Consider the following 26,225-nt stretch of genomic DNA (forward strand, 5'->3'; position numbering starts at 1 on the left):
GAGCCACATCTGCCAGAGCGGGCCGAACGACACGCGCCGCACCCCGAGCCCACGCAACGCGGTCAGGTCGCCGGCGCCGTGCCCCTTGACCGGGTGCGCGGTGACGTTCAGCGGGACCGAGACCGCCCCGGCCAGGCGGCTCACCTGCTCGGCGGTCGACAGGCCCACCGGGTACACGGACCGGGCGCCCGCCTGCTCCATGAGCCGGATGCGCTCCTCGGCCTCGGCGAGCGGGTCCTCGAACGCATCGGTGCCGAGCTTGACCGCATCGGTCCGGCCGTTGATGACGAACGGCACCCCGGCGTCGTCCGCCGCGCGACGCGCGGCGGCGATGTAGTCGGCATGCTCCTGACGGTCACGCACGCGCTTGCCCTCGCCGTGCACGACGTCCTCGATGTTGGCGCCCACCGCACCGGCGTCGAGCAGTCGGGAGATCAGCTCCGCGGGCTCGAGCCCGTACCCGGACTCCACATCGGCGCTGACCGGGACGTCCACCGAATCCACGATCGTCCGGACCACCGACAGGTACTCGCCGAAATCCATGTTCTCCCCGTCGGCGCTGCCGATCGCGTCGGCGACAGGGTGGCTGCCGACGGTCAGGCCGGCGAACCCCGCCCCGGCGGCCACTGCGGCGCTCCACGTGTCCCAGACCGTGGGCAACACCAGCAGTTCGCCCGATTCGTGCCGGTCCGCGAGCTCCTTCGCCCGTGCGGTCACATCCGTCATGGCAATCCTCCTCGATCCGACTACATACGGGCCCGACCCTACGGGATGGTTCCGCCGGCCCATCCGGCGTAAAGTGAGGTGGATCACAGTAGAGGAGGGCGCCGTGAACCACACCTACAACATCACCGAGATCGTCGGCTCGTCACCCGAGGGCACCGACCAGGCCATCGCCAACGCCGTGGAGGAGGCCTCCAGGACGATCCGGAACCTCGAGTGGTTCGAGGTGCAGTCCGTCCGCGGGAAACTCGACGGGGGCGTGGTGGCCCATTGGCAGGTCACCATCAAGGTGGGGTTCCGGCACGAGCCCTGAGCCGGGCATCCGGACGCCCGGGGCGGCCCCCGGGTTCCACGGAAACGGCATTCCACACCCCTGTTCCGCGTTGTCCACAGATCGGCGTGCAGGGGTGTCGCCGCCGGTCCGGCCCGTCAAGACTCGAGGGCATGAGATTCGAGAACCTCCCCGAGAACTGGACCACCCTGCCCCTCGACGACGCACCGCTCGCCGCGGGCGTGATCGACCTCGTGGTGGGATTCCGCGACCGACTGCGCAATTCGCTGCTGATCCTGCCGTGCGACCACCGCGACGTCGGCCTGCCCGCTCCCGTGTTGGCCTCCGACGTCGACTGGTCCGAACCCGCCCCGCTCCGCCGCGAGAAGATGAGCCTCCTGCCCCAGATCCCGGCCGCAGGCTTCGTCGTGGCGCTCTCCGCCCGCCACCGCCTGCCCGATCAACTCGTGCGTGGCTGGATCCGGACCGTGGAGGACACCCTCGACGCCTCCGGGCAGGCCCTGCTGGCGTTCGGCGTGGCCGACATGGACCACGTGGAGATCGTGGGCGGGCGCGCCGCCCGCAACGGCAGTCTCGGAGCCGCCAGCTGAGCACCGGGTCGCCGCGTGGGTGCCCCACGCTGCCGGGCTGGGCACTCACGCAGCAAGCCACGGCCTGCGTCGACGGTAAGATCTCCCCTCATGCCCGACAACTTCTCTGACACCGGGCGCGAGAGCACCGTCGACTACGCGGCACTCCCCGGTCCGGGCGGGCGGAAATCACTCATCCCACCGGTCGACGCGCGCTGGTGGACGCTCAAGGTCGCCCTGTCCCAGCGCCCGTGGAGCTTCATCGCCTCCGCCGGGATGGCCCTCTCGTTCCTGTGCAACGGGATCACCCCGGTTGTCGTGGGGCGCGCTGTCGACGACGCGATCGCCACCTCCTCACTCAGCCGACTGGGTTTCTGGATCCTCGTCCTCGGCGCGGTGTTCGTCGTGGCCATCGCCGCGAACTGGACCGCACGGTTCATGCTCGTGCGCAGCCAGCAACTGGTGAGCCACGACCTGCGGACCATGGTCACCGACCGCATCCAGGACCCGCGCGGATTCGCCGGCCGGGAGCGGACCGCAGGTGGCCTGCTGTCCATCGCCTCCTCCGACACCACCCGGGTCGGCGACATCGTGATGATGACCGTGATGCCGGTGGCCGAGGCCGCCGCCATCACCTACGGCTCCATCATGATGTTCACCATCAACCCGTGGCTCGGCCTGGGCACCCTCATCGGCGGCCCGGCCCTGGTCGTGGTGGCACTGTGGGTCGCCCGGCCCCTCCAGCGCCGGTCCGTGGCCCGGCAGCAGGCCATCGCCGAGACCGCCGCCATGGCCACCGATGTGGTCCAGGGGCTGCGGATCCTCAAGGGGCTGGGCGCGATCGTCACCGTCCGCCGCCGCTACGACGCGGTGTCCGGCAACGCCTACGAGCGCACCATTCACGCCACCGCCGCCGAGGCCAGGCTCAACGGGTCCACCGACGTCGCCGGGGCGCTCTTCGTGGCCACCCTCGGCATCGCCACCGGCTGGCTCGCCCTTCAGGGCCACGTCGCGATCGGAGAGCTCATCACCGTGGTGGGACTCACCCAGTTCCTGGTCACGCCCATGACCATGCTGGGCCGCAACCTCGCCTCCCGCTGGGCCTCCGCCGAAGCCTCCGGCAGCCGCATCCGGGAAGTCCTCGGCGCCGACTTCGAGCGACTGTCCGAGGTGGACGCCGAGCGCGCCGACCGCGTCATCTCCTCGCTACCGACCGGCCTGACGGTCGTCACAGGTAGCGACCCCGAGGTGATCCACCGCCTCGAGTCACTGCCACGCACCCGTGTCGTCGTCGTCCCCCACTCCTCCGACCTGTTCGACGGCACGGTGGCCGACAACGTCCACCCCGACCGCGCGGTCGCCGAGCAGGCCCTGCGTGTGGCCTCCTGTGACGACATCCCCGAGGGTCCCGACAAGCGGATCGGCGAGAACGGCCGCATGCTCTCCGGCGGACAACGCCAGCGCGTGGCCCTGGCCCGCGCGATCGCGGCCGACCCCGAGGTGGTGATCCTGCAGGACCCCACCACCGCCGTCGACTCGGTCACCGAACAGGCCATCGCCGACGCCGTCGCCCTCCACCGCACCGGACGTCGCACCCTGGTGTTCACCGAGGCCCCCGCCTGGAGCGCCGTCGCCGACCACGTGCTGGACGTCGCCGACCTGGCAGGACCCACCACGCAGCTCACCCCGGAGGCCGCCCGGTGACCACACCCGACCTCGACACCCCTCCCGAGAAGGCGGACACCGCCCTGCGGTTCCCCCTGGCCAGCTTCGGCCAGGTCCGCTCCGAGGTGGCCGCCCAGCTCCGGCGCGTACCCCACGCCACCCCGATCCTGCTGCTCGCGGTGGTCCTGCTCGGCACCGGCGCCTACGCCAGCGTGCAGGTCCCCCAGCTCATGGGCCAGATAGTCGACCTGGTCTCCGGAGAACTCGACCGCCCCCTGTGGCTCATCGCCACCACCCTGGTGGGCGCCGCGGTCGCCGGCGCCGTCCTCAGCGCCAGCGGCTTCTACACCCTGTCCCGCATCTCCGAACGGGTGATCGCCAACCTGCGCCAGGACATGATCGGCACCGCGCTGGGCCTGCCCACCCACCGTGTGGAAGACGCCGGCAGCGGCGACCTGGTGAGCCGCTCGACCGACGACGTGGCCGAGCTCTCCTCCGCCGTCACCGAGACCGTCCCGGCGCTGTCCACCTCGATCTTCACCGTCAGCGCCACCGTGATCGCCCTGTTCGCGCTCGACTGGCAGTTCCTCGTGATCCCGCTCGTCGTGGCACCCCTGTACTACGTCGCCGCACGGATGTATCTGGCCAAGGCACCCGACCGCTACGCCGCCGAGCGTGCCGCCATGGCCGAGCGCGCCCGCCGGGTGCTCGAAGCGATCCGCGGCCGCGCCACCGTACGCGCGTTCTCCATGGAGAACCGCATGCACACCGACATCGGCAACGCCTCCTGGGCAGTGGTGACCAAGGGCATCCGCGCCCGCACCACCATGCTCATCCTCAACGTGTGGATGCTCGTCGGCGAGTTCCTCATGCTCGCCCTCGCCCTGGTGGTGGGTTACCACCTAGTCTCCACCGAGGTCCTCACCGTGGGCGCGGTCACCGGCGCGGTCCTCATGATCATCCGCCTGCGCGGACCACTCAACATGTTCATGCGCGTCCTCGACGTGGTGCAGTCCGGCTACGCCTCACTCGCACGCATCGTCGGCGTGGTCACCGACCCGCCCGTCCCCGTCCCCGACAGCGGCGTGGACGCCCCCCGCGGCCGTGTACAGCTGCAGGACGTGAGCTTCTCCTACGGCGGCTCGTGGGCGGTCCGCGACATCAACCTCACCATCGAACCCGGCCAGACCGTGGCCCTGGTGGGAGCCTCCGGCGCCGGCAAGACCACCGTCGCGGCTCTTCTGGCCGGACTGCTCGTGCCTGACCAGGGCCGGGTGCTGGTCGACGGCTACCCCGTCTCCGAACTCTCCGACCGCGAGCGGATCGCCCGCCTGGCGACCGTGAGCCAGGAGGTGCACGTCTTCTCCGGCACCCTGCGCCAGGACATGACGCTGGCCAAGCCCGACGCCACTGACGACGAACTGCTCAAGGCACTGGACCGGGTCCACGCCCGCTCGTGGTTCGACCGCCTCCCCGACGGCCTGGACACCGTGGTGGGGGCCCGGGGCACCCAGCTGGACCCGGTGGCTGCACAACAACTCGCGCTGGCACGCGTCCTGCTGCTCGATCCGGCGATCATCATCATGGACGAGGCCACCGCCGAAGCCGGGTCCGCCGGGGCCGAGGCCCTCGAGGATGCCGCCGACGTGGTGACCCGCGACCGCTCCGCTCTCGTGGTGGCACACCGCTTGGACCAGGCCTCGCAGGCCGACGCGATCGTCGTGATGGACACCGGCCGGATCGTCGAGCTGGGCACCCACGCCGAACTGCTCGACTACGGCGGGATCTACGACCGGCTCTGGACCGCGTGGTCGGCAGGCCGTCGGGCCGTCGACACCCAGGAGAACCCGACCTCATGAGCGCGGCACCCCGGACGGACGCAGCTCAACCGAACGGGGTCTCGCAGGAACCGGACACCCCGAGCACGCGCGTCCCCGCGGCTCCGGTGAGCTGCCCGTCCAGCGAGAAATCCGAGCCCTCCGTGCGGAACACCGGTGCCTCGGCCCCCGCGCCCTCACTCCACCTGGACCAGTCCTCGCCGATCCGCAGGTCGACCGACGTCAGCCGGAGCGAGTCCCTGTCGAAGTTGATCTGCACATCCCGGATCTCGGCCCAGTCCTCGTCAGCGACCTCCGGGGTGACCACCAGAGGCCCGCTCCTGCTCGAGGCCCACAGACACATCACCGCGAATCCGGCGGCGTCGTCGTCTACCCCATCTCCTCCGGCGACCACCCGCCCGTCCAGTTCCAACCGCTCAAGGGTCCCCGACTCGAACAGTTCCACCTCACGGTCCGGCTCCGCGCCCCCACAGCCCGCCAGCACCAGCGCCGACGCCAGCGACGCGACCACCCCCGCCACCGACCGTCGCACGCGAAACGTCACCACACCGATGCCCATCGGCCCACGTTAACCACCTGTGACGACGCGCGGGCCAGGATCGTCCCTCTGCCCCGCGATCACGCTCGAACGGGGTCAGCGGCCGACATTTCCACGCACGTCGGCGTGGAGTAGACCACACTGCAAGGGGTACCGGGACGACTGCGCCCGACAGCGATGTCGCCCGACTCCCCCGGTCCCGGCGAGTGGTGCCGCCCACAACGCCGCGGATGGGGGGATGATGGTGCCGCGAGATGACGACGTTCCACAAGAACAAGATCAGCACAAAACGAAAGAGTCGATACCTATGACCGATGGCAGACAGACGATCATCTACACCCTCACGGATGAGGCCCCCCGCCTGGCGACCGAGGCGTTCCTGCCCGTCGTCAGCACCTTCGCCGATGCCGCCGGAATCGATGTCACCACCAGCGACATCTCGGTGGCCGCGCGCATCCTCGGCGCGTTCCCCGAGCGCCTCACCGACGAGCAGAAGGTGCAGGACAACCTGGCCGAGCTCGGTCGTCTGACGCAGGACGCCAGCACGAACATCATCAAGCTGCCCAACATCAGTGCCTCCGTCCCGCAGCTCACCAAGGCGATCGCCGAGCTGCAGGACAAGGGTTACGACATTCCCGACTTCCCCTGGGACCCGCAGAGCGACGAGGAGAAGGAGACCGCCGAACGGTACGCCGGCATCCTCGGTAGCGCGGTCAACCCGGTTCTTCGTCAGGGCAACTCCGACCGTCGCGCACCGAAGGCCGTCAAGGAGTACGCCAAGGCCAACCCGCACTCCATGGGCAAGTGGTCCATGGCCTCGCAGACCCACGTCGCGCACATGACGCACGGCGACTTCTACGCCGGAGAGAAGTCGATCATCCTCGACCGCGACTGCGACGCCCGCATGGAGGTCGTGACGCCGGACGGCGAGACCCACGTCCTCAAGACCGTGCCGCTTCAGAAAGGCACCGTCGTGGACTCAATGTTCATGAGCAAGAAGGCTCTGCTGGAGTTCTACGAGGAGCAGCTCAATGACGCCAAGGAGACCGGCGTCATGTTCTCATTGCACGTCAAGGCCACCATGATGAAGGTGAGCCACCCGATCGTGTTCGGCCACGCCGTCCGCGTGTTCTACAAGGACGCCTTCGAAAAGTACGGCGAGCTGTTCGACGAGCTCGGCATCAACGTCAACAACGGCATGGGCGACCTGTACGCCAAGATCGACACCCTGCCGTCCGCCAAGCGCGAGGAGATCATCGAGGAGCTGCACCGCTGCCACGAGCAGCGGCCGGAGCTCGCGATGGTCGACTCGGCCCGCGGCATCTCCAACTTCCACTCCCCCTCCGACGTGATCGTGGACGCCTCCATGCCCGCGATGATCCGCATCGGCGGCAAGATGTACGGCGCCGACGGCCGCAAGAAGGACACCAAGGCGGTCATCCCGGAGTCCACGTTCGCGCGGATTTACCAGGAGATCATCAACTTCTGCAAGACCAACGGCGCGTTCGACCCCACCACTATGGGCACCGTGCCGAACGTCGGACTCATGGCGCAGAAGGCCGAGGAGTACGGCAGCCACGACAAGACCTTCGAGGTCAAGTGGGGCGGCGTGGCCAACATCGTCGACGCCGCCACCGGCGAGGTTCTGCTCTCCCAGGACGTCGAGGCCGGCGACATCTGGCGCATGTGCACCGTCAACGACGCGCCGATCCGCGACTGGGTGGGGCTCGCCGTGGACCGCGCCCGCGCCTCCGGCATGCCGGCTGTCTTCTGGCTGGACCCATACCGGCCGCACGAGAACAACCTCATCACCCTGGTCAACGAGTACCTCGCCGACCACGACACCGAGGGTCTGGACATCCAGATCATGTCCCAGGTGCGTGCCATGCGGTACACCCTCGAGCGCGCCTGGCGTGGGCTCGACACCATCTCGGTGACCGGCAACATCCTGCGTGACTACCTCACCGACCTGTTCCCGATCCTCGAGCTGGGCACCAGCGCCAAGATGCTCTCCGTGGTGCCGCTCATGGCGGGCGGCGGGCTGTACGAGACGGGCGCCGGCGGCTCCGCCCCCAAGCACGTGCAGCAGCTCGTGGAGGAGAACCACCTGCGCTGGGACTCCCTCGGCGAGTTCCTCGCGCTGGGTGCGAGCCTGGACGACCTCGGGCGCAAGTACGACAACCCCAAGGCCACCATCCTGGCCAAGGCGCTCGACACCGCGACCGGCAAGCTGCTCGAGAACCGCAAGTCGCCGTCGCGAGTCACGGGCGAGCTCGACAACCGTGGCAGCCAGTTCTGGCTCTCGCTGTACTGGGCCCAGGAGCTCGCCGCGCAGACCGAGGACGCCGGGCTGGCCGAGCGGTTCGCGCCACTGGCCGAGAAGCTCGCCGCCGATCAGGAGAAGATCCTCGAGGAGCTGACCGTCGTCCAGGGCAACCCCGTTGACCTGGGCGGTTACTACCAGCCCGACTCCGAGAAGCTGAAGAGCGCGATGCGCCCCAGCGCCACGCTCAACGCTCACCTGGACAGCGCCTTCGCCTGACGCGGCCACAGGCGCCGGGTGAGAGAACACCGCGCCCCCGTCGGAATCGTCCGGCGGGGGCGCGGTGCTGTGTCTGAGACGAGAATTTTACGACGACGACAACGCCTTCTGCGGCAGTCGCGGGGCGACGTCCGTGGGCAGTGGCAGGTCAGCCGTCGAACGCGGTCTTCATGCAGCGCATGGCCGCCAGCGTCTTGGGCACCCCGATGTACGGCATGAGGTGCACGAAGCATTCCGCTACCTGCTCCCTCGACATACCGGCCACTTCTACGGCTGTCTTGATATGGCCGGTCAGCTGGGGCTCGGTGCCGCCCATCGCCGCCAGGGCCGCCATGTTGAGCATCTGCCGGTCGCGCAGCTCGAGCCCGTCGCGCTGGTAGGTGCCACCGAACACCGCTCCTACCACCCAGTCGGAGGCGCCCGGGGCGTACTCGTCCAACTGCTGCTTCCACGCGGCGGTACCCTCCGGCGACTGCGTCTGCTCGACGAACTGGTTGCCCTTGTCCATGCTCAGTTCCACTGTTGACCTCCTTGTCGATCGGGAAAATATCTGGTCAGGCTAACAGTTGTGGCCGGTTGTATCCGGCCACTCCAGCGCGCCGGGGGCGTAGGATCAACCCGTTCGGCGGATCTTCCCTGTTCGGTGTGGCTGACGGAGTGCGGACGCTGCGGCCGGGACGCATCCCAGGTTTTTCAGACGGGAGTACGGGACATGCATCGTTTCCAGGGACGCGCCGCGACGATCGGCGTTGCAGCGATGGCCGGGGCTGCGCTCCAGCTGTCCGGGTGCACCGCCGACCCCTCGAGTGATACGGGCAACGTCGCGTCCGCAAGCTCCTCCGAGCGTGGGACCACCACGGTCACCGCAACCGCCCCGGCCACCACGACCGAGCCCGGATCCACAAGCACGCCTGCGGGCACGGGCACCGGGCTGACCTCCGTCGACCCCGCTACCTTCACCGCGCCTCAACACCCCGACGCCTACACCTGGAACTACTCCACGGGCGGCCAGTACCGCGGGTTGTGCGTCTCCGGAGGCGACGGCGTGACCTGCACGGGCAAGCCCGCGGCATCGGTGCCGGATCTCACCGAGCACTTCCCGGGTCGGCCCAGCGCGATCGAACTGGGCCGCGCCGGGCTTCGGTATACGTTTGTCGAGGGGATCCCCGGCGGGCCGGGCGTCCTCGAGACGGGTCAGCAGGTTCAGATCGGTGAAACCCGCTGTTCAAAGCCGAACAGCTCCACTCTCGAGTGCCGCTACGGCAGCAACTCGTTCACCATCACCGGCGCAGGTCAGACGATATCCACTTCCGGCAACGTGCTCGCTGAACGCGACTACTCCAACCATCCCCGCTCAGGAGGCGGCTCCTCGGCAGATTCCCAGTCCGGCTCCGGCTCTTCTTCCGGGCAACCGAGTGACTACATGGGCGCCAGCGGCCTCGTGAGCGGAGTACGCACGTCCGACGGGAGGCTGGTCACCGCATCTACCCCCTCGTGTGATGGGCGCGGAATCCTCATCCTCGACTCCTACGTGGAGGCGTCCAGTCCTCAGCAGGGCATCGCCGATCTGCTCGACAAGCATTCGGGGGCGGGGTTCGCCACACCGGGCCAGTGCCCGTCACTGCGGGCGAGCCTCAACGGCGCCCGCGTGTACCCGATCTACCTCGACTACGGGCACGACACGGCCACACTATGTCAGGCCAAGGCCTCGCGTGGCGGCAATGCCCGACTGCTCACCCAGACTGCGGATTTCAGCGACCCCTGCTGATCGCCGCCCCGCCAGCCTCATCGCGCCGGGGCCAATCCGCCGCTGAGCAGTCGATCCCACCCGCGTGGCATCGGCGCCGTCACCACCAGCTCCGAACCGTCGGGCAGCGGAATCACCATCCGCGCTGCGTGGAGGTGGAGTCCCCGGCCGCCACTGCGCTTGACGAGGTCATTGAACGCGCGGTCACCGTAGCGGTCGTCTCCGGCGATCGGGTGGCCCTCATGGTGGAGGTGGACGCGGATCTGGTGCTTGCGCCCGGTCAGAAGACGGACGTCGACGAGTGTGGCGCGATTCCCCACCCGGCGACGGGGCTCTACATGTGTCTCGGCGCGCAGCCCTGTAGGATGCGCCACGACCCCGGTGTCGCGCGTGAGCAGTGGCGTCTCCAGTACGGTCACGCCATCAGACCAGGCCCCCTCCACGATCGCGAGGTATCGCCGGTCAATCTCGTCCTCCCGGTCTCGCAGCAGTTCGTGAAGGTACCGGAGCATTGAGGGGGTCTTGGCCAGGACGAGCACTCCGGAGGTGTCCCGGTCCAGCCTGTGGCCGAGCTCGAGTTCGTGAAGGTCGGGGCGGAGATATCTCAAGGCCTCGATCACCCCGAAGGGATTATCGGTCCCCTTGTGGACCGCCACGCCGGCCGGCTTATTGATGGCCAGCAGGTCAGCGTCTTCGTAGACCACGGCATTCTTCACCCGGTCCAGTAGTGCGGCGGGAGGTCGGGGCCCGGTCGATGCGGGAGCCTCCACCGTCAGTGCGGGGATCTCGACCACATCGCCCTCGACGAGGCGGTAATTCTGCTCGGTCTTGCGCCCGTTGACCCGGAGTTTCCCCTTCCGGAGGAGCTGGAACAACAGGCCTGCCGGTACACCCTTGAGCTGGGACCGCAGAAACTTGTCGAGTCTGCGGCCAGCGTGCTCACCGTCAATGGCGATGGTCTCGGCCGGGCGTGGGGCCCTCTTCGTCACTGGGTCAGCGGCGGATACCTTCGGATGCCTCGCCTGCGGCGGCGGCCGACCGGAGGAGTGAATCCTCCTGCGGCCGTCTCGGCTGCCAGCTTCGGCCTTGGCGCGAAACCGGTGCCTCGGGCCCGACCTTCTGCCGGAACTGGCTCCCCTGCCAGACACAGATTCTCACCACTCCACGCGACACGCTCAGCGACCCGATATGACTACTCCCTGCACTTCATCACAGTCTCATCCGCCGGGCCAGTTGAGCGGAGCCGAGGTCAATGGAGTCGCGCGTAATTGATCGTGCTCAGCGCCTCGTTCACCTCGGAGAAAATCGCACTGACGCCGGTGATGCCGAAGCCGGCGAGCCGCTCGGTGTGCATCCTCACGTACGCCTCGGCGTTCTCGCGGGTGTCGAACAGGTAGATGCCGCCGGACTGCTCAGCGGGCTGATCCTCGATCCACACCTTCCAGATGAAGCCCGGCTCGGCGTTGATCGACTCGGCGAGGCCACGGAACGCCTCCGACATCTCCTCACCCCAGGGGCCCTGCATCGGGAAATTGACCTGAACCAGAACAGCCATTGCTCCTCCTCGTGGCTCGCAGCGTAAACCCAGGCTACGCGGACTGCGACCACGTCCTTCGAGAATCGATTCGTGCCGATCCGGAGCCGTGCTTGACTGGCCGCAGGGTGCCTGATGAACGCCGACGCCACCGGGGAGGCCACGCATGTCCGTTCTCGCGGCTGGCCGCCGACACACCGTCGCCGTGCGCCGGGACGGAGCAGTGCTCGCGACCGGACACAACGGCGCCGGCGAGTGCAACGTGTCCGGCTGGACCGACATCGTGGCGGTGGCGGCCGGCACCGTGCACGCCGCGCGCAACACCGGCCGATCCCACACCGTGGGACCGCGCGCCGACGGGACCGTGGTGGCAACGGGCTGGAACGGAGACGGCCAGACCGACGTCAGCGCGTGGCGAGACATCCGTGCCGTGGCCGCCGGGTGGCGGACGACCCTCGGCCTCCGACGCGACGGGACGGTGGATGCCGCAGGACGGAACTCGGAGGGCCAGTGTGAGGTCGCGCTGTGGCGCGACATCGTCGACATCGCGTGCGGTGACTGGCACTCCGCGGCGGTCCGTGCCGACGGTGGCATCGTCGTCGTCGGAAATAATCGCCGGGGACAGTGCGACGTCGGAGGGTGGTCGCGCGTGCGGTCCGTCGCCGCCGGTCACCTCCACACCGTGGGAGTGGACGACGACGACAACGTGCTCGCCACCGGCGACGCCAGCACCGGCGCCTGCAACGTCTCGGATTGGAGCGGGGTGACCTCGATCGCGGCCGGAAGCCACCACACCGTCGGCCTACGCCACGACGGATCCGTGCTGGCCGTCGGCGCGAACGAGTTCGGACAGTGCGAGGTCGGACAGTGGAAGGATGTCGTGGCGATCGCCGCCGGGGCGGCCCACACGGTCGCTCTACTTTCCGACGGCCGATTCGTGGCGACCGGCAGCGACGCCGACGGACAGTGCCGCGTCGACACCTGGGCCCGGCACTGACACGGGGACCTCAGTCGCGCAGCACGTAGCTCTGGGTCTGGACGACCTGGTCGGTGGTCTGACACCAGGCCTGGGCCTCGGCGTCGACCTCCTTGAGCGGGTGGACGATGTCGGCATCGTGCAGCGTGATGTACGGCTTGCCCAGTGCGGCGCAGTAACCCGCGTCGAATGCCGCGTTCCACTGCTTGTACTTGTCGCCGAAACGCACCACGACCATGTCGGCCTTCTCGATCAGCGTCCGCGTGCGGATCGCGTTGACCTTCGAGGACTGGTGGTCGCGCCAGAACTGCACGTCGTTCTCGCCCAGGTGATCGCCCGCGGCGTCGCTCGCGGGATGGTCGGTCACGGGCGCGGTGAACGTCACGTCCAGGCCGGCCGCCTTCGCGCCGCGGGCGACCTCCTCGCGCCAGTCGGTGTGGATCTCGCCGGACAGATAAACGGTGAAGGTCATGTCCCCACCATCCTATGAGCAGGTCCGCGGCGGCAACCGGGGGCGATGATGTCCGACCCCTGTGCCAGTGTTCCTTCTCACGAGGACGGCGCCCGCCGTCCGCTATTGGACTCGAGGCTGGCTCGGACAATTGGTCCGGCAACCCGGCCAACCGGCCAGCAGGCCAGGACAGTGAGGACCCGTTATGCCTCGATCGACCGACGTGAGCTCCTTTGACCGGATCTGGCCCCTCCTCCTCGCGGCGGTGGAGGAGCTTCACGGGCGTGGATTCACCGCAGTCCGGGTCATACCGACGTTCGGCCCAGTCGGTTATTGGCGGCTGCAGATCACTACCGCCGTGAACCTCCGAGACGGAGTGAATCTCCCGTTCCGCGATGACAGCGCCGTGTTCGGGCTGTCCGCGGGCGGGTTCCCGAGCGTCGGATCCCTGGAGGTCTCGGCTGCCACGACGGTGGACGAGGTCGCCGAGGAGTTCCTCCGCTGTCTCGGCTCGCCTCGGGCGGAGACGTATTTCAACGACGACGAGTACTGCCTGTGGTTCGCGGCTATGCGTCGACAGGCGGACCGATTCCCCACCCGCAGCGTTCAGTGACGAACATAGTGGGTGGCGGTGCGCGGGAGTGGACATCACTCCCCCGCCGGGCTGGGTGACCGAACGCTAGCCGCCGTTCGTCTCGTCAGCCCCGCGCTCGGGGATCGTCGAGCAGGTCGATTCCATAGTCGGCCACGACGGCCCGCATCTCGGAGAGGTACCGCTCGGCCTGGGCCGTGAGGGGGATTCCGGAATGGCTGATCCAGCCGATCTCGATGCTCTCGTCCACCTCGAGCGGGATCGCGACGATTTCCGGGTCCAGGTCGTCGCTGATGATGCCGGTCGAAATCGTGTAACCGTCAAGACCGATCATGAGGTTAAAAATGGTGGCGCGGTCCGAGACCCGGATCTCCCGCTTGCTGGACCGCGTGGAGAGGATCTCCTCGGCGAAGTAGAACGAGTTGTTCGCCCCCTGGTCGAAGGTGAGTCGCGGCAGTTCTGCCAGATCGTCGAGGGTGACGCTGTCCCGGGAGGCCAGAGGATTCTGCCGGGAGATAAAGATGTGCGGGACCGCCGCGAACAGTGGGTGGAACACCAGGCCGGAGTCCCGCAGGAGCTTGTCGATGACCTTGCGGTTGAAGTCGTTCCTAAAGAGAACGCCGACCTCACTTCGCAGGGTCCGGACGTCCTCGATGATGTCCCAGGTCCGGGTTTCCCGGAGCGAGAACTCGTACTGCTCGGCGTCGACGGATTGCACCATCCGGATGAACGCCTCGACGACGAACGAGTAGTGCTGGGCCGAGACGCCGAGCAGCCGACGCGACGGAGGCTGCCCGAGGTATCGCTGCTCCAGGAGCGACATCTGCTCGATGACCTGGCGGGCGTACCCCAGGAACTCGGCGCCCTCGTCGGTGAGCGTCACCCCGCGAGCGGACCGCACGAGCAGCGACCGCCCGACCCGGGACTCAAGATCCTTCATCGCGGCGGACATGGTCGGTTGGGACACGTACAACAAGTCGGATGCCCCCGTGATGGAGCCTTCCGCCGCGACCTCGACGAAGTAGTGCAACTGCTGCAGGGTGATGCCACGCGATTCTCGACGCATAGTTTTTCACTATAGGGATCCATAGCAAACAGTAGTTACCCGATACCTGAACTGGGACTGCAGTATGGGGTCACCGAATTTCCGCAGCGCCGAGCCCGGCCGACCGATCCCGTATTGGACGAACATGTCGAGCGATTTCACGTATCGCATCAGCACCACCCGCTTCGATGAGAACTACACACCATCGGCGGACTCCCGCACCACCACGAACTTCGCCAACCTGGCCCGCGGTGAGCACCGACAGGCCAACCTCCGCACCGCACTGTCGATGATCGCGACCCGATTCCATGACCTCGTCCGCCGGGCCGACGCGCCACGCGACAACCACCAGGCCCGGGAGCCGCACAGCCAGGGCCGCTATGGCCTCGACCTCGATATCGTCACCGCGGATCTGGAATTCACCGCCGACGACGAGCAACTCCGGTTCCCGGTGATCGAGGTCCTCGATATCGGGATCGTCGACCACTCCACCGGCGACCGACTGCCGGGCATAGTGGGGAACAACTTCTCGTCGTACATCCGCGACTATGACTTCAGCGTTCGCCTGCCCGCTGCCAACAAGAACTCGATCGAGTTCACCGTGCCGGCAGATTTCGGCGAGCTGCACGGCAGGGTGTTCCAGCACTTCCTCGCCTCGGAGGCCTACCGGGAGCGCTTCGACCTGCCGCCGGTGATCTGCATCAGCGTGTCGACGAGCAGGACGTACCGCCGTACCGGCACCCAGCACCCGGTTCTCGGCGTGGAGTATCGGCAGGACGACTACTCGTTGACCGACGACTACTTCCGGAAGATGGGACTTCAGGTCCGATACTTCCTGCCTCCCGGCGGTGTCGCCCCGCTCGCGTTCTACTTCAGCGGCGACCTACTCGGTGACTACTCGGACCTGCAGCTCGCCGGCACGGTCAGCGTGATGGAGACCTTCCAGAAGATCTATCGGCCGGAGATCTACAACTCCCACACTCCCGCCGGCGAGGTCTTCCAACCGTCGCTGGATCACCGGGACTTCACGCCCACCACCGTCACCTACGACCGCGTTGAACGGTCCGAACTCGCGGCCAAGCAGGGCGCGTTTACCCGGGAACACCTCATTGAGCCGTATGGCGAGCGCCTCGAGCAGTGGGCTGCCCGCTACCCCGTTCTCGTCGGATGACCACAGAAGGAACCGCGACCATGAATCCCATACTGCCCACGTCCACCGTCGGCAGCCTGCCCAAGCCCTCGTGGCTCGCGCAGCCGGAAACGCTGTGGGCGCCCTGGAAACTACAGGGCGATGAGCTGATCGAGGGCAAGCAGGATGCGCTCCGAATCGCCACCAAGGAGCAGCGCGACCGCGGCATCGACATCGTCAGCGACGGCGAGCAGACCCGCCAGCACTTCGTGACGACCTTCATCGAGCACCTCGACGGGGTCGACTTCTCCCGGCGCGAAACCGTGCGCATCCGCAACCGCTACGACGCGAGCGTGCCCACCGTGGTCGGCCCTGTGAGTCGCTCGAAGCCGGTGTTCGCCGAAGACGCGGCGTGTCTCCGGCAGCAGACCGACCAGCCGATCAAGTGGGCACTGCCCGGGCCGATGACGATGATCGACACCCTCTACGACGGCCACTACAAAAGTCGAGAGAAGCTGGCGTGGGAGTTCGCGACGATCCTCAACCAGGAGGCGCGAGATCTTCAGGCCGCGGGGATCGACATCATCCAGTTCGACGAGCCCGCCTTCAACGTCTACTTCGACGAGATGCGGGACTGGGGCGTGGCCACACTGGAGCGCGCGGCCGAAGGGCTCCGGGCCGAGACCGCGGTACACATCTGCTACGGATACGGCATCAAGGCGAACACCGACTGGAAGGCCTCGCTCGGCTCGGAGTGGCGACAGTACGAGGAGTCGTTCCCTCTGCTGCAACAGTCCACCATCGACATCGTCTCGCTGGAATCCCACAACTCGAATGTCCCGACAGACCTCATCGAGCTCCTCCGGGGCAAGAAAGTCATGCTCGGTGCCATCGACGTGGCCAATCAGACCATCGAGACCCCGGACGAGGTCGCGGACACCCTCCGCAACGCGCTCCGGTTCGTCGATGCCGACAAGCTCCTGCCGAGCACCAACTGCGGGATGGCGCCCTTCCCGCGGGAGGTCGCGCTGGCCAAGCTGAGTGCGCTCAGTGCGGGGACCGGAATTGTTCGTGAGGAGCTCTCGGGGACGCCGAGCTGAGCAGAGCAGCCACATACGAGAGCGTCACCACCGAGCGGGAGACGGGGGCCGAGTTAGTCGGTCCCCGTCCACGGGATGTAGTCGGACCGCCCCTGCCACGACCCGTGTTCGGCGAGCGGCCGGAAGCGCAGCGTCGTGAACTCGTGGTGAAAGTCCCTGCGTTCCCGTTCAGCCATTGCGGAGTTGTGGCGACGGGCCGGCTCGCCGGCGTCCTTCCCGAAGACCATTCGTGTCATGGCGCGGGTGCTGGTCCAGACCGAGAACGTCGATACCGTGCGGGGCCACCGGATGGCCGCGGTGGCCAGCGTCGACTCCGGGTGATCCCGGATCTGCCGCTCCACGGGGCGACCCCAGTGGATGAAGCGTGCGAGCTCCGGCAGCCGCATGCGTGCGACCGTCACCGCGACCACAGGCTCGTCGGGGCCCATCGCTCTGGCGGCCTCTGGCAGCTGGTCCAGCTCGCTCAGATGTCCCCACTGGCGTACGTACTCGAGACGGACATGCCATCCTTCGGCGAGCTCGCGGCCGAAACCATCGCGTGCGAGGAAGCTCTCGAGCGCGGCCTCGTCACGCCACTGCGCGAACACAGCGATCCGGCGAAGCTGCATCCGTGCGGGAGACACCACAGCGGCCCCGAGCCGCATCCCCGCCAGCACCTCCACGTGCTCCAACCCCGGGGCTGCGGGGGCCGTCGCCAGCGCCTTCACCGCCGCCCGCACAGACACCTGCGCGAGATGAAAAGAGTAGATGGTCAAGCCGTTTCCCGCCCCGTCGTCTGCTGCCTGTCCCAGGTTCCTGACGATACCGACTGTGACAGGCGTAGGTTTCGATCATGAGCAGTCGCCGAGTACTCCAGATCGGGATGGATCCGGATGTGATCGACTTCTCGCCATGGCCCGGTCAATCGGCCGAGGCAGTGCGCGCTCGACTTGATCGTGCCCAAGCCGACCTACGTGACGCGGGATTCGAGATCACCACCTGCCTCCTGCCGGATGACGCCACGTCTGCCGAGGCCGCAGTCACGAACGCGCTCTCAGGCGAGAGGTTCGACGTGATCGAAGTCGGCGCAGGACTCAGGACATCCAACGAATACACGCTGATCTTCGAGCGGGTGATCAATGTCGTCGTCACACACCACCCCACGGCGCGGCTCTGCTTCAACGACTCACCCGAGACCACACTCGACGCCGTGCGCCGCGGATTCGCGGAGTGAACTGGAGCCCGGTCTACCTGAGCCGGCCTGAGAGGAGCGCCCTGGATACTGAGATCTCCTCCGAAAACGCACGTCGATGCCCCGTGTTACTTCCGGAACCCCATCGACCGCTCCGCTAACGCGGCCCTCAGAATCCGAATGGCTTTGGGCCCGACCCCATGGATCTCGAGGAGCTCCTTCTCAGAGTGCTCGCTCACCTTCTCCGCACTGTCGATACCAGCCAACTGGAGCTCACGGGGGCAGTCTTTCCCAGCTCGTTCGGAAGGTCACCAACCGGGCGCACATCAGGAGTTGCCATGGTTCAGCCTTTCACGGTGCACTCGAATTGCTAACCCGGCAACCGCTGGTTCGGGTTCCTCGGAGGTTGCCATCGGAATGATCAGGTCTCCAAGATTAGGAACCCTGGACACGGGAGCCAAGCGCATTTCACACGATGAAACGGAACTCCATCGCGTTCCGGAACATCGAGCCATCAGGCGTTCGGTGAACTACTCGCTCATCGGAGCGTGAGCGTCTCCACGGGTTGACCAGTGATCTCGGCGATCAGATCGAAGTCTTTATCCACCGCCAAGACGGTCAACCCGGCCTTCTCCGCAGTGGCAGCGATCAGCAGATCCGGAATAGAGGGCGCGCGATGCTGGCCACGGTCGGCGAGCAGCAGCTGCACCTCCTCGGCCCGATCCTCGATCGCGGGCGTAATGCGCTCAATAGGCATCAGCGACAGCGGTGGCCGCCGAAAACCCTCCCGACCCTCGGCTCCTGTTCGAACTGAGAACCCGAGCTCAAGCCGAGTGATCGTCGAGATCCGAACCAGGCCACGGTCAATCCTTAGCCTCCAGGAATTAACGTTGTCGGCGTGGCCGAGCTGCAGCCTGACGATAGCCGACTTATCGATGAGCCAATTCGTCACTGCCATGCGTCAGCCATGACCTCCGGGTCGGCAAGGTCAGCGAAGATCTCACCGGCACGCTGCCAGTCCTCATCGGTCGACTTGGTCGCCGATCGAGGAGCATCGTCCTCTAGCCGCCGGCGCAGATACTCATTGCGAGACAGGCCCAATTCTTTGGCACTCTGGTCGATCCGAGCGATAGTTTCGTCACTGAGCCCGCGAATCAGCACATTTGTCACGACTACCACCTCCAAGCACAAGTGACATCATGATATCACTAGCTGAACCGGCGGGGACGCGATCAGACGTTGAACCCGAACTCCACCACGCCCGCACGCATTGTGACGCACGGGAAAACCTGAGCTTTAGCGCTTTCCGTGCGTGGCCTCCGAGCCGGGCGCGAAGACGTCAAGTCCAGCCGCTCGTGCCGCGTCTCCCAGTCGATGGTCGTAGGTGAGGACGGCATCCACGTCGAGCCGTATGGCCGCTTCCAAGTGAAGGGCGTCGAGCGTGCGCAGATATGGCATTGGCAGAAAGCCCGCAGACCGGTAGACGGCCCGATCCAGGGCCGCGAGTGATACCCCATCGAGGAGAGCGGTGACCTGCGCCTGATCTCGCCCCTCACGCACGGCCATTCGCCGCAACTCGGTTTCGAGCAGGTCACTTGAAACGAGCCTGACCTTAGTCTGGTCGAGCCATTCCACCAGTTCCCCGGTCTCCGCCTGTGCGACCAGTAGAGCACCCAAAGCCGAGGTGTCTACGTACACGAGCGGGAAGTCACTCAAACGCGGTCCTCGCGCAATTCTTCGAGAACGTCAGCCATCGACCGATCGTGATCCAGAGGCTGAGGCTTCAATGCCGCCCACCCTCCGACGCGCTTGGCGGGGCGAGCAATAGTCAGTGAGGGCGCAGCGGCGTCAAGAGGGATGATTTTGCCGACAGGGACCCCGCCGTTAGTCAGCACAAATGACTGCCCCTCACTGACGGCGCGGAGCACGCGTCCAGATTCATTGCGCAACTCACGCTGAGAAAGGCTCTCACGTGGCAATTCACTGGCACTCATGCGGCGAGCGTAGCATGCATGCTACGCATCAGGTCTGAATTCCACAGAGCTCTCCAATGGCTCAGACGTGAATCCGACTATGCCGAGGTGCGACCCCAGCAGCGCGTCGAACCACAGCTGCGTGAAGAGTTCCGCTGACCCGACGGTGGCAGCTGGCAGATCACCCTTCGCGCATCCTCCGCGGAGTTAGCCTTCGCGCACATCCGCCAGGGTGAGTTCGAGCAGTTCACGCAGCACGGTGACATCGACATGAGAAAGCCGTGTGAGGTAGAGGCAGGCCTTGCTCGCCTTGTGCGGGCCGAGGCGCATCAGAAGCTCAGGCCACCTCTCGGCGAACCCGGTCGACAGGTAGATCGTGTGTCGGGCCGCACCGGGCGCGAACGCCAGCAGGGGTGCGCGGCCGCCATGACCGGAGTCGTACCGGTACTCGTTACTCGCCGAACCCAATGATCCGCCCGGCCCACACCACCGGATCCTCCCCGGTGACGTCAGAGTGAATCTGGAGCAGTTCGTCGACCTCGCCGCGTCGTGGCCCGGATGCGCGATCCAACACCGACTGCACATCCTCGCCGGTGGGCCTCATCGCTGGCGGCTTCGTACTCATGTGTAGAGCCTAAGCGGTCAGAAACCGTGCACGCCACGATAAGGATTCTATGGCCTCCACTGCCCCATCATCGTCGATGCAGGCCCAAAGGGAGAGTTTGGTGCACGATCGAAGCGAAGCGCTCAACGGCAACGATCACACGTTAAACCGAAACTCCACCACGTCGCCGTCGACCATGACGTAGTCCTTACCCTCCATGCGCACCTTGCCGGCAGCCTTGGCCGCGGCCATCGAGCCTGCCTCATCGAGGTCGCCGAACGAGACGATCTCGGCCTTGATGAAGCCCTTCTCGAAGTCGGTGTGGATCACGCCGGCGGCCTTGGGAGCGGTGTCGCCCTTGCGGATGGTCCAGGCGCGGGACTCCTTTGGGCCGGCGGTGAGGTAGGTCTGCAGGCCGAGGGTGTGGAACCCGGCGCGAGCGAGGGCCGCCAAACCGGGCTCGGTCTGGCCGATCGACTCGAGCAGTTCCATGGCGTCGTCGTCGTCAAGTTCTAATAGTTCGGCCTCGACCTTCGCATCGAGGAACACGGCGTCGGCGGGGGCCACCGCGGCGGCCAGTTCGGCCTTGCGCTCGTCGCTGGTGAGCACGGACTCGTCGGCGTTGAAGACGTAGAGGAACGGCTTGGCGGTCATGAGGTGCAGCTCGCGGAGCAGTCCGCGGTCGATCTCGTCCTGCGCCTTGAACAGGGTGCGCCCGTCCTCGAGCACGGCCTGCGCCTTGCGGACCTCGTCGAGCACCGGCGCGAGGGACTTGTCTTTGCGGGAATCCTTCTCCATCCGGGGGATGGCCTTCTCGATGGTCTCGAGGTCGGCGAGGATCAGCTCGGTGGCGATGACCTCGATGTCGGACATCGGGTCGACCTTGCCATCGACGTGGATGACGTCCGGGTCGTCGAAGACACGCACGACCTGGCAGATGGCGTCGGCCTCGCGGATGTTGGCGAGGAACTTGTTGCCCATGCCCTCGCCGGTGCTCGCGCCCTTGACGATGCCGGCGATGTCGACGAACGACACGACGGCCGGCAGGATCCGCTCCGAGCCGAAGATCTCGGCCAGGCGGTTCAGCCGCGGGTCGGGAAGGTCGACGACGCCGACGTTGGGCTCGATCGTGGCGAACGGGTAGTTCGCCGCGAGCACGTCGTTGTTCGTCAGGGCGTTGAACAGGGTCGACTTACCGACGTTGGGCAGTCCGACGATTCCGAGGGTGAGGCTCACGGCACCAGAGTCTACGTCCCACTGCCCCGCGGGTCCGCCCCGCCACCCGCCACTCCACCCACCCGGCGCCCGGAGCAGGATCTCGCACCGGCGTCCACCCCACGATCGGAGCCCTCGCCCACGCCGGTGTCCGGCAGCAAAGCTCCGCTCCCTCTGTCATCATGAGTCCCATGAGTGACGAGTCGGCACGGCCACCCAAGAAGGACGCTGACGACCAGACGGTCGACAGGTCGGTCCTGCTCGGCATCGGTGGCCGCTGGCTCACCGATTGGGCCCTACGCCTGGCGATCGTGCTGGTCGCCGGCTGGCTACTGTCCAAGGTCGGCGGCGCGCTGTGGGTGGGCATCCTGCCGATCCTGCTGGCACTGATCATCTCGACGGTTCTCTGGCCGCCCACCAGCTGGATGGTGCGCCACAAGTTCCCCTCGTCCCTTGCGGCGCTCATCTCGGTGGTGGGCGGCCTCGGCCTCATCTCCGGCGTCATCGCCCTGATCGCGCCGTCGATCGTCTCGCAGAGCGTGCAGTTGGCCGACCAGACCTCGGAGGCGATCGACGCCGTCCAGGATTGGCTGCGCGGCCCGCCCCTGAACATTCGGGACGAACAACTGGACGGCGTCCTCAATCAGCTCAGCTCCACTCTGCAGGACCGCGGAGATCAAATCGCCAGTGGCGTGTTCAGCGGCGTGACCGCGGTCGGCTCCGTCGTCATCACTCTTGTCATGGTCCTGGTCCTGACGTTCTTCTTCATCAAGGACGGCCCCAAGTTCCTGCCGTTCGTCCGCCGCATCGCGGGCCGCAACGCGGGCCGTCACCTCACCGAGGTCCTCACCCGCAGCTGGAACACGCTCGGCGGCTTCATCCGCACGCAGGCGATCGTCTCGTTCGTCGACGCCGCCCTCATCGGCCTGGCGCTGGTGATCCTGGGTGTCCCCCTGGCCTGGGCGCTCGCGGTGGTCACGTTCATCGCCGGCTTCATCCCGATCGTGGGTGCGTTCACCGCCGGCGCCCTGGCGGTCCTCATCGCGCTGGTCGCGAACAGCTTCACCACGGCGATCATCGTGCTGGTCGTGATCGTGGCGGTGCAGCAACTCGAGGGCAACATCCTCCAGCCGATCCTGCAGTCGCGCGCGATGAACCTGCACCCGGTCGTGGTGCTGCTGGGCGTCGCCGCCGGTGGCACGCTGTACGGCATCATCGGCGCGTTCCTGGCCGTTCCGGTGCTGGCGGTGATCGCCGTGATCCTGCGGTATATCGGCGAGCAGATCGACCTGCGCACCGGGGACGTCACCGCGTCGGATCTGGCGTCCGCGACGGACGAGGGCCGGTTGACGGCCTGGCTCGGCGAGATGTCCAGCTCCCGTTTCGCGCCACTGCGCAAGAGCAGTAGCGCGATCATGGCCGGGATCAAGGACGAGAAACCCCACATCGCCGCGCCCGGAAAGGTCGCCACGGGCCTCACCCCGCGAGTCGGTGGAGGTGATGGGGGCGACGACGACGAGACCGTCACCGCGACTTCCCTCGCGGATCCGGAACAGTCACCGGAGTCGCTTCCCGAGCCCGGCCCGGTCGACCCGGACGCGATGGTCGGCCAGCGCCCGTCTCCCGCGGAGAAGAAGGTCAATCCCCTGCGGCGATTCGGCCGATTCCTCGCGCGTCGACTCGAGGGATAGAGTCTTCACCCGTGAGTAGTCGCAGGAGTGGACGGATTCCGGCGGACGAGAGGTCCGTGTTGTCCTCAGTGCGCGGTCTTCCGGCGTGGACGGCGGTGCTGCTGACGGTCGCGATCTCCCTGACCGGCGTCGCGATCGATTCCCTGTCCGGCGAGCTCGGGGCCGCGTTCACGGTCCTGTTCTTCCTGGGGTGCGTGCTGGCGGTCCTGGCCGTGTCGCGGAGGTCATTGTTCGTCGCGGGTGTCCAGCCCCCGATCGTGATGGCGGTGCTCGTTCCGCTGGTCTACGTCGTGGCCGGTGTCGGCGGCGGCGAGGACCTGTTCTCCCGGACCCAGATCATTTCGATCGCCCTGCCGTTGGCGACCAGGTTCCCCCTGATGATCGCCACCACGGTCGTGGTGATCGCACTCGCCCTGATCCGCGCGTACGTCCTCGAACCGCGCGCCTCGCGCCCGGCACCGCGCTCACAGCGAAACGCCCCGGCACACGCTCGCCGCTGACGGCGAACGCGCCCGGGGCGCGTGCTCGACTCGAGTCGCGTGCTCGAGCCAGGTGGATCAGGCCTTGTTCTTCTCCGTGATCCGGAGCTCGCGGGGCAGGGCGAACGTGATGGTCTCCTGCGCCGTGCGCACGGTGTCCACGTCGCCGAACCCGTGCTCGGCCAGCAGGTCCACGACGCCGCGCACGAGGATCTCGGGGACGGACGCGCCCGAGGTGACGCCCACGGTGGTCACGCCCTCGAGCCAGGCGAGGTCGATCTCCTTGGCGTAGTCCACGAGATGCGAGGCGCGGGCTCCGGCCTGGAGGGCGACCTCGACCAGGCGGACCGAGTTGGAGGAGTTCTTGGACCCCACCACGATCACCAGGTCACATTCGGGCGCCATGGCCTTGACGGCGCTCTGCCGGTTCTGGGTGGCGTAACAGATATCGTCCGAGGGCGGGTCGATGAGCGTGGGGTACTTCTCCTTGAGACGGCGGACCGTCTCCATGGTCTCGTCCACACTCAGGGTGGTCTGGGACAGCCAGATGAGCTTCTCGGTGTCGACGGGCACGTCGAGCTTGTCCACGGAGTCGGGTCCGTCGACGAGCGTCACCACCTCGGGTGCCTCACCGGCGGTGCCCTCGACCTCCTCGTGGCCCTCGTGGCCCACCAGCAGGATCTGGTAGCCCTCGCGTGCGAAGCGCTTGACCTCGGTGTGCACCTTGGTCACCAGCGGGCAGGTGGCGTCGAAGGTCTGGAGCTCCAGGCTCTTGGCGCTCTCGCGCACCGCCGGGGACACCCCGTGGGCGGAGAACACGAGGTTCGCCCCGCGGGGGACCTCATCGGTTTCGTCGACAAAGATCACGCCACGGTCGGTGAACTGCTCCACCACGTACTTGTTGTGGACGATCTCCTTGCGCATGTACAGCGGTGCGCCATGCTTTTCCAGGGCCTTCTCGACGGTCTCGACGGCCCGGTCGACTCCGGCACAGTAGCCGCGCGGTTCCGCGAGGAGAACTCGCTTGGTGGCCGGTTCGGCGATCATGTCGGTCTGCTCGGTCATGCTCCCAGGGTACGGTTCATACTGGATTTCGACCATTACGTCTCCGGGCTGCCCCCGGACAGGAAGGAACGCATGCTCCGCCCCCTGTTCCTCACCCGCGCCACGATCGGTCTCGCCGCCACTGCCGTGGAGGGTGCCGTGGCCCTGCCCGGTCGTGCCGTGGAGGCTGTGTCCGCCCTGCCGGGCGTCCCGGTCAGACTGGCCGGTTCCCTCGTCCAGTCCTATCTTCATGCAGGTCAGCAGCTCACCGAGCTCGCGGTGAAGGGCGACAAGGTCATCGCATCGGTGTTTCCCGCCCGGGCCGATCAGCCCCAGTGGGCGACGTTCGACGAGGACTTCACGCACGGTCCCGCCCCCAGCAAGACCGCCCCGGCGACCGGTGGCCGAGGTCACCGCGCGGATGACGAGACGGATGTGCCGACCGGCCGCATCACCCCCCGCGACGCGTGAGCGCCTCCTCCCCCGCCAAGAGCAGCCCGGAGCAGCCGTGGCCGGTTCGTGTGGTCTCCGACCAGATCGCGGCCTGGATCCATCGGCTCGGCACGGTGTGGGTCGAGGGCCAGATCACGCAGCTGAGCCTGCGCCCCGGCACGCGCACGGCGTTCCTGACGCTGCGTGACCCGTCGGTGGACAACTCGCTGACCCTGACCTGCCCGCCGAAGCTCATCTCGGAGTCGCCGGTGCCGGTCACCGAGGGCAGTCGGGTCGTGGTTCGCGGCACCCCGCGCTTCTACACGGGACGCGGCTCGTTCTCGCTGCAGGTATCGGAGATCCGTCCGGTTGGTGTGGGCGAGTTGCTGGCCCGGATCGAGCGGCTCAAGCAGGCGCTGGCCGCGGAGGGACTGTTCGATCCCCGGCTCAAGCGCCCGCTGCCGTTCCTGCCCACGTGCGTGGGTCTGATCACCGGTCGGGCGAGTGCGGCCGAGCGCGACGTCGTGGAGGTGGCCCGCGGCCGCTGGCCCGACGTCCGGTTCGCCGTCCGCAACACCGCCGTCCAGGGCGTCTCGGCCGTTCCCCAGATCCTCCAGGCCCTGGCAGAGCTCGATGCCGACCCCGTCGTCGACGTCATCATCCTGGCGCGCGGCGGCGGTTCCGTCGAGGACCTCCTGCCCTTCTCCGACGAGGCGCTGATCCGCGCCATCTCGGCGTGCCGCACGCCGGTCGTCAGCGCGATCGGCCACGAGCCGGACTCGCCCCTGTCTGACCTGGTCGCGGACCTGCGCGCCGCGACGCCCACCGACGCCGCCAAGCGGGTCGTGCCGGACGTGGCCGAGGAGCGCCGCCGC

The 26,225-nt window shown here is 67.2% G+C and carries 31 protein-coding genes; 15 read left to right on the forward strand and 16 right to left on the reverse strand.

What is annotated here, in order from left to right; all coding sequences use genetic code 11:
• Positions 1-726 (reverse strand): isocitrate lyase/PEP mutase family protein (locus G6016_RS03080; protein ID WP_182631241.1); only part of this gene is annotated, 726 nt, incomplete at its 3' end.
• Positions 727-829: 103 nt separating this feature from the next.
• Here G6016_RS03080 and G6016_RS03085 point away from each other — a divergent pair.
• The 4 genes from G6016_RS03085 to G6016_RS03100 all read left to right on the forward strand — a co-directional run bounded on the left by G6016_RS03085 (position 830) and on the right by G6016_RS03100 (position 5,108).
• Positions 830-1,036, forward strand: a complete 207-nt coding sequence (locus G6016_RS03085) for a dodecin (RefSeq protein WP_338403494.1) — start codon at positions 830-832, stop codon at positions 1,034-1,036.
• A gap of 131 nt (positions 1,037-1,167) precedes the next feature.
• Positions 1,168-1,605 carry a hypothetical protein gene (locus G6016_RS03090; protein WP_182631243.1) on the forward strand — a complete coding sequence of 146 codons (438 nt, stop codon included), beginning with the start codon at positions 1,168-1,170 and terminating at the stop codon, positions 1,603-1,605.
• A gap of 90 nt (positions 1,606-1,695) precedes the next feature.
• Positions 1,696-3,288, forward strand: a complete 1,593-nt coding sequence (locus G6016_RS03095) for an ABC transporter transmembrane domain-containing protein (protein WP_182631244.1) — start codon at positions 1,696-1,698, stop codon at positions 3,286-3,288.
• A 44-nt stretch (positions 3,289-3,332) separates the two neighbouring features.
• Positions 3,333-5,108 (forward strand): ABC transporter ATP-binding protein, encoded by a 1,776-nt coding sequence (locus G6016_RS03100; protein ID WP_182631268.1) that lies wholly within the window; start codon positions 3,333-3,335, stop codon positions 5,106-5,108.
• 25 nt (positions 5,109-5,133) lie between these two features.
• Here the strand turns inward: G6016_RS03100 and G6016_RS03105 are convergent, their stop codons facing one another.
• Positions 5,134-5,646: a hypothetical protein gene (locus tag G6016_RS03105; protein ID WP_182631245.1), complete on the reverse strand. Its 513-nt coding sequence runs from the start codon at positions 5,644-5,646 to the stop codon at positions 5,134-5,136.
• A gap of 286 nt (positions 5,647-5,932) precedes the next feature.
• Here G6016_RS03105 and G6016_RS03110 point away from each other — a divergent pair, with 286 nt between their 5' ends.
• A complete protein-coding gene (locus G6016_RS03110) occupies positions 5,933-8,167 on the forward strand; it encodes an NADP-dependent isocitrate dehydrogenase (protein ID WP_182631246.1) in 2,235 nt (744 codons plus the stop codon).
• A 148-nt stretch (positions 8,168-8,315) separates the two neighbouring features.
• Here the strand turns inward: G6016_RS03110 and G6016_RS03115 are convergent, their stop codons facing one another.
• Positions 8,316-8,687, reverse strand: a complete 372-nt coding sequence (locus G6016_RS03115) for a carboxymuconolactone decarboxylase family protein (RefSeq protein ID WP_182631247.1) — start codon at positions 8,685-8,687, stop codon at positions 8,316-8,318.
• A gap of 192 nt (positions 8,688-8,879) precedes the next feature.
• Here G6016_RS03115 and G6016_RS03120 point away from each other — a divergent pair, with 192 nt between their 5' ends.
• Positions 8,880-9,935: a hypothetical protein gene (locus tag G6016_RS03120; protein ID WP_182631248.1), complete on the forward strand. Its 1,056-nt coding sequence runs from the start codon at positions 8,880-8,882 to the stop codon at positions 9,933-9,935.
• A gap of 17 nt (positions 9,936-9,952) precedes the next feature.
• On the opposite strand, the gene G6016_RS03125 is transcribed toward G6016_RS03120, so the two are convergent.
• Positions 9,953-10,903 (reverse strand): RluA family pseudouridine synthase, encoded by a 951-nt coding sequence (locus G6016_RS03125; RefSeq protein WP_182631249.1) that lies wholly within the window; start codon positions 10,901-10,903, stop codon positions 9,953-9,955.
• A gap of 260 nt (positions 10,904-11,163) precedes the next feature.
• Positions 11,164-11,469, reverse strand: a complete 306-nt coding sequence (locus tag G6016_RS03130) for a monooxygenase (RefSeq protein ID WP_182631250.1) — start codon at positions 11,467-11,469, stop codon at positions 11,164-11,166.
• A gap of 145 nt (positions 11,470-11,614) precedes the next feature.
• Between G6016_RS03130 and G6016_RS03135 the strand changes: the two genes are divergently transcribed.
• The gene (locus G6016_RS03135) at positions 11,615-12,445 is read left to right on the forward strand and encodes an RCC1 domain-containing protein (protein ID WP_182631251.1); all 831 of its coding nucleotides are present in this window, start codon (positions 11,615-11,617) and stop codon (positions 12,443-12,445) included.
• A 10-nt stretch (positions 12,446-12,455) separates the two neighbouring features.
• Here the strand turns inward: G6016_RS03135 and G6016_RS03140 are convergent, their stop codons facing one another.
• The gene (locus G6016_RS03140) at positions 12,456-12,896 is read right to left on the reverse strand and encodes a YtoQ family protein (protein ID WP_182631252.1); all 441 of its coding nucleotides are present in this window, start codon (positions 12,894-12,896) and stop codon (positions 12,456-12,458) included.
• A gap of 184 nt (positions 12,897-13,080) precedes the next feature.
• Here G6016_RS03140 and G6016_RS03145 point away from each other — a divergent pair, with 184 nt between their 5' ends.
• Entirely contained in the window at positions 13,081-13,488 is a 408-nt protein-coding gene (locus tag G6016_RS03145) for a hypothetical protein (protein ID WP_182631253.1), read from the forward strand.
• 85 nt (positions 13,489-13,573) lie between these two features.
• On the opposite strand, the gene G6016_RS03150 is transcribed toward G6016_RS03145, so the two are convergent.
• On the reverse strand, positions 13,574-14,533 hold the full coding sequence (locus G6016_RS03150; protein ID WP_182631254.1) for a LysR family transcriptional regulator: 960 nt from the start codon (positions 14,531-14,533) through the stop codon (positions 13,574-13,576).
• Between the two features lie 124 nt (positions 14,534-14,657).
• Between G6016_RS03150 and G6016_RS03155 the strand changes: the two genes are divergently transcribed.
• Both G6016_RS03155 and G6016_RS03160 read left to right on the forward strand, forming a co-directional pair.
• Positions 14,658-15,683, forward strand: a complete 1,026-nt coding sequence (locus tag G6016_RS03155) for a putative oxygenase MesX (protein WP_182631255.1) — start codon at positions 14,658-14,660, stop codon at positions 15,681-15,683.
• Between the two features lie 20 nt (positions 15,684-15,703).
• Positions 15,704-16,741, forward strand: a complete 1,038-nt coding sequence (locus tag G6016_RS03160) for a methionine synthase (protein WP_182631256.1) — start codon at positions 15,704-15,706, stop codon at positions 16,739-16,741.
• A 53-nt stretch (positions 16,742-16,794) separates the two neighbouring features.
• Here the strand turns inward: G6016_RS03160 and G6016_RS03165 are convergent, their stop codons facing one another.
• The gene (locus G6016_RS03165) at positions 16,795-17,496 is read right to left on the reverse strand and encodes a hypothetical protein (protein ID WP_182631257.1); all 702 of its coding nucleotides are present in this window, start codon (positions 17,494-17,496) and stop codon (positions 16,795-16,797) included.
• 77 nt (positions 17,497-17,573) lie between these two features.
• Between G6016_RS03165 and G6016_RS03170 the strand changes: the two genes are divergently transcribed.
• On the forward strand, positions 17,574-17,954 hold the full coding sequence (locus G6016_RS03170) for a hypothetical protein (RefSeq protein ID WP_182631258.1): 381 nt from the start codon (positions 17,574-17,576) through the stop codon (positions 17,952-17,954).
• Positions 17,955-18,450: 496 nt separating this feature from the next.
• Here G6016_RS03170 and G6016_RS03175 read toward each other — a convergent pair whose 3' ends face one another.
• The 7 genes from G6016_RS03175 to ychF all read right to left on the reverse strand — a co-directional run bounded on the left by G6016_RS03175 (position 18,451) and on the right by ychF (position 21,725).
• Positions 18,451-18,870, reverse strand: coding sequence for a PIN domain nuclease (locus G6016_RS03175; RefSeq protein WP_182631259.1), 420 nt, complete (start codon positions 18,868-18,870; stop codon positions 18,451-18,453).
• Positions 18,861-19,082 carry a type II toxin-antitoxin system VapB family antitoxin gene (vapB, locus tag G6016_RS03180; RefSeq protein ID WP_182631260.1) on the reverse strand — a complete coding sequence of 74 codons (222 nt, stop codon included), beginning with the start codon at positions 19,080-19,082 and terminating at the stop codon, positions 18,861-18,863. Before vapB ends, G6016_RS03175 begins: the two co-directional genes overlap by 10 nt.
• Before the next feature lie 126 nt (positions 19,083-19,208).
• Positions 19,209-19,628: a type II toxin-antitoxin system VapC family toxin gene (locus G6016_RS03185; RefSeq protein ID WP_182631261.1), complete on the reverse strand. Its 420-nt coding sequence runs from the start codon at positions 19,626-19,628 to the stop codon at positions 19,209-19,211.
• Entirely contained in the window at positions 19,625-19,906 is a 282-nt protein-coding gene (locus G6016_RS03190) for a type II toxin-antitoxin system Phd/YefM family antitoxin (protein WP_182631262.1), read from the reverse strand. Before G6016_RS03190 ends, G6016_RS03185 begins: the two co-directional genes overlap by 4 nt.
• A gap of 186 nt (positions 19,907-20,092) precedes the next feature.
• Entirely contained in the window at positions 20,093-20,353 is a 261-nt protein-coding gene (locus tag G6016_RS03195) for a hypothetical protein (protein WP_241729695.1), read from the reverse strand.
• Entirely contained in the window at positions 20,337-20,510 is a 174-nt protein-coding gene (locus G6016_RS17110; RefSeq protein WP_241729696.1) for a hypothetical protein, read from the reverse strand. Before G6016_RS17110 ends, G6016_RS03195 begins: the two co-directional genes overlap by 17 nt.
• A 135-nt stretch (positions 20,511-20,645) precedes the next feature.
• A complete protein-coding gene (gene ychF, locus G6016_RS03200) occupies positions 20,646-21,725 on the reverse strand; it encodes a redox-regulated ATPase YchF (protein WP_182631263.1) in 1,080 nt (359 codons plus the stop codon).
• Positions 21,726-21,895: 170 nt separating this feature from the next.
• Here ychF and G6016_RS03205 point away from each other — a divergent pair, with 170 nt between their 5' ends.
• Both G6016_RS03205 and G6016_RS03210 read left to right on the forward strand, forming a co-directional pair.
• On the forward strand, positions 21,896-23,395 hold the full coding sequence (locus tag G6016_RS03205; protein ID WP_182631264.1) for an AI-2E family transporter: 1,500 nt from the start codon (positions 21,896-21,898) through the stop codon (positions 23,393-23,395).
• 11 nt (positions 23,396-23,406) lie between these two features.
• On the forward strand, positions 23,407-23,895 hold the full coding sequence (locus tag G6016_RS03210) for a DUF6542 domain-containing protein (RefSeq protein ID WP_338403495.1): 489 nt from the start codon (positions 23,407-23,409) through the stop codon (positions 23,893-23,895).
• A 57-nt stretch (positions 23,896-23,952) separates the two neighbouring features.
• Here the strand turns inward: G6016_RS03210 and G6016_RS03215 are convergent, their stop codons facing one another.
• Entirely contained in the window at positions 23,953-24,939 is a 987-nt protein-coding gene (locus tag G6016_RS03215; protein WP_182631265.1) for a 4-hydroxy-3-methylbut-2-enyl diphosphate reductase, read from the reverse strand.
• A 72-nt stretch (positions 24,940-25,011) separates the two neighbouring features.
• Here G6016_RS03215 and G6016_RS03220 point away from each other — a divergent pair, with 72 nt between their 5' ends.
• Complete coding sequence (locus G6016_RS03220; RefSeq protein WP_182631266.1) at positions 25,012-25,389, forward strand: hypothetical protein; 378 nt, start codon at positions 25,012-25,014, stop codon at positions 25,387-25,389.
• On the forward strand, positions 25,386-26,225 hold an 840-nt coding region (gene xseA, locus G6016_RS03225; RefSeq protein WP_182631267.1), incomplete at its 3' end, for an exodeoxyribonuclease VII large subunit. The genes G6016_RS03220 and xseA, both read left to right, overlap by 4 nt.

The sequence above is a fragment of the Dietzia aerolata genome (genome assembly GCF_014144865.1).
Taxonomy (GTDB): Bacteria; Actinomycetota; Actinomycetes; order Mycobacteriales; family Mycobacteriaceae; genus Dietzia; species Dietzia aerolata.

Excerpts from the sequence above, each read along its gene's own strand:
- G6016_RS17110 (WP_241729696.1), bottom strand. The coding sequence starts at position 20,510 with ATGAGTACGAAGCCGCCAGCGATGAGGCCCACCGGCGAGGATGTGCAG.
- G6016_RS03215 (WP_182631265.1), bottom strand. The coding sequence starts at position 24,939 with ATGACCGAGCAGACCGACATGATCGCCGAACCGGCCACCAAGCGAGTT.
- G6016_RS03170 (WP_182631258.1), top strand. The coding sequence starts at position 17,574 with ATGAGCAGTCGCCGAGTACTCCAGATCGGGATGGATCCGGATGTGATC.
- G6016_RS03110 (WP_182631246.1), top strand. The coding sequence starts at position 5,933 with ATGACCGATGGCAGACAGACGATCATCTACACCCTCACGGATGAGGCC.
- G6016_RS03160 (WP_182631256.1), top strand. The coding sequence starts at position 15,704 with ATGAATCCCATACTGCCCACGTCCACCGTCGGCAGCCTGCCCAAGCCC.
- G6016_RS03205 (WP_182631264.1), top strand. The coding sequence starts at position 21,896 with ATGAGTGACGAGTCGGCACGGCCACCCAAGAAGGACGCTGACGACCAG.
- G6016_RS03135 (WP_182631251.1), top strand. The coding sequence starts at position 11,615 with ATGTCCGTTCTCGCGGCTGGCCGCCGACACACCGTCGCCGTGCGCCGG.
- G6016_RS03145 (WP_182631253.1), top strand. The coding sequence starts at position 13,081 with ATGCCTCGATCGACCGACGTGAGCTCCTTTGACCGGATCTGGCCCCTC.
- G6016_RS03105 (WP_182631245.1), bottom strand. The coding sequence starts at position 5,646 with ATGGGCATCGGTGTGGTGACGTTTCGCGTGCGACGGTCGGTGGCGGGG.
- G6016_RS03175 (WP_182631259.1), bottom strand. The coding sequence starts at position 18,870 with ATGGCAGTGACGAATTGGCTCATCGATAAGTCGGCTATCGTCAGGCTG.
- G6016_RS03220 (WP_182631266.1), top strand. The coding sequence starts at position 25,012 with ATGCTCCGCCCCCTGTTCCTCACCCGCGCCACGATCGGTCTCGCCGCC.
- G6016_RS03095 (WP_182631244.1), top strand. The coding sequence starts at position 1,696 with ATGCCCGACAACTTCTCTGACACCGGGCGCGAGAGCACCGTCGACTAC.
- G6016_RS03090 (WP_182631243.1), top strand. The coding sequence starts at position 1,168 with ATGAGATTCGAGAACCTCCCCGAGAACTGGACCACCCTGCCCCTCGAC.
- G6016_RS03150 (WP_182631254.1), bottom strand. The coding sequence starts at position 14,533 with ATGCGTCGAGAATCGCGTGGCATCACCCTGCAGCAGTTGCACTACTTC.
- G6016_RS03190 (WP_182631262.1), bottom strand. The coding sequence starts at position 19,906 with ATGAGTGCCAGTGAATTGCCACGTGAGAGCCTTTCTCAGCGTGAGTTG.
- G6016_RS03140 (WP_182631252.1), bottom strand. The coding sequence starts at position 12,896 with ATGACCTTCACCGTTTATCTGTCCGGCGAGATCCACACCGACTGGCGC.
- G6016_RS03120 (WP_182631248.1), top strand. The coding sequence starts at position 8,880 with ATGCATCGTTTCCAGGGACGCGCCGCGACGATCGGCGTTGCAGCGATG.
- G6016_RS03155 (WP_182631255.1), top strand. The coding sequence starts at position 14,658 with ATGTCGAGCGATTTCACGTATCGCATCAGCACCACCCGCTTCGATGAG.
- G6016_RS03130 (WP_182631250.1), bottom strand. The coding sequence starts at position 11,469 with ATGGCTGTTCTGGTTCAGGTCAATTTCCCGATGCAGGGCCCCTGGGGT.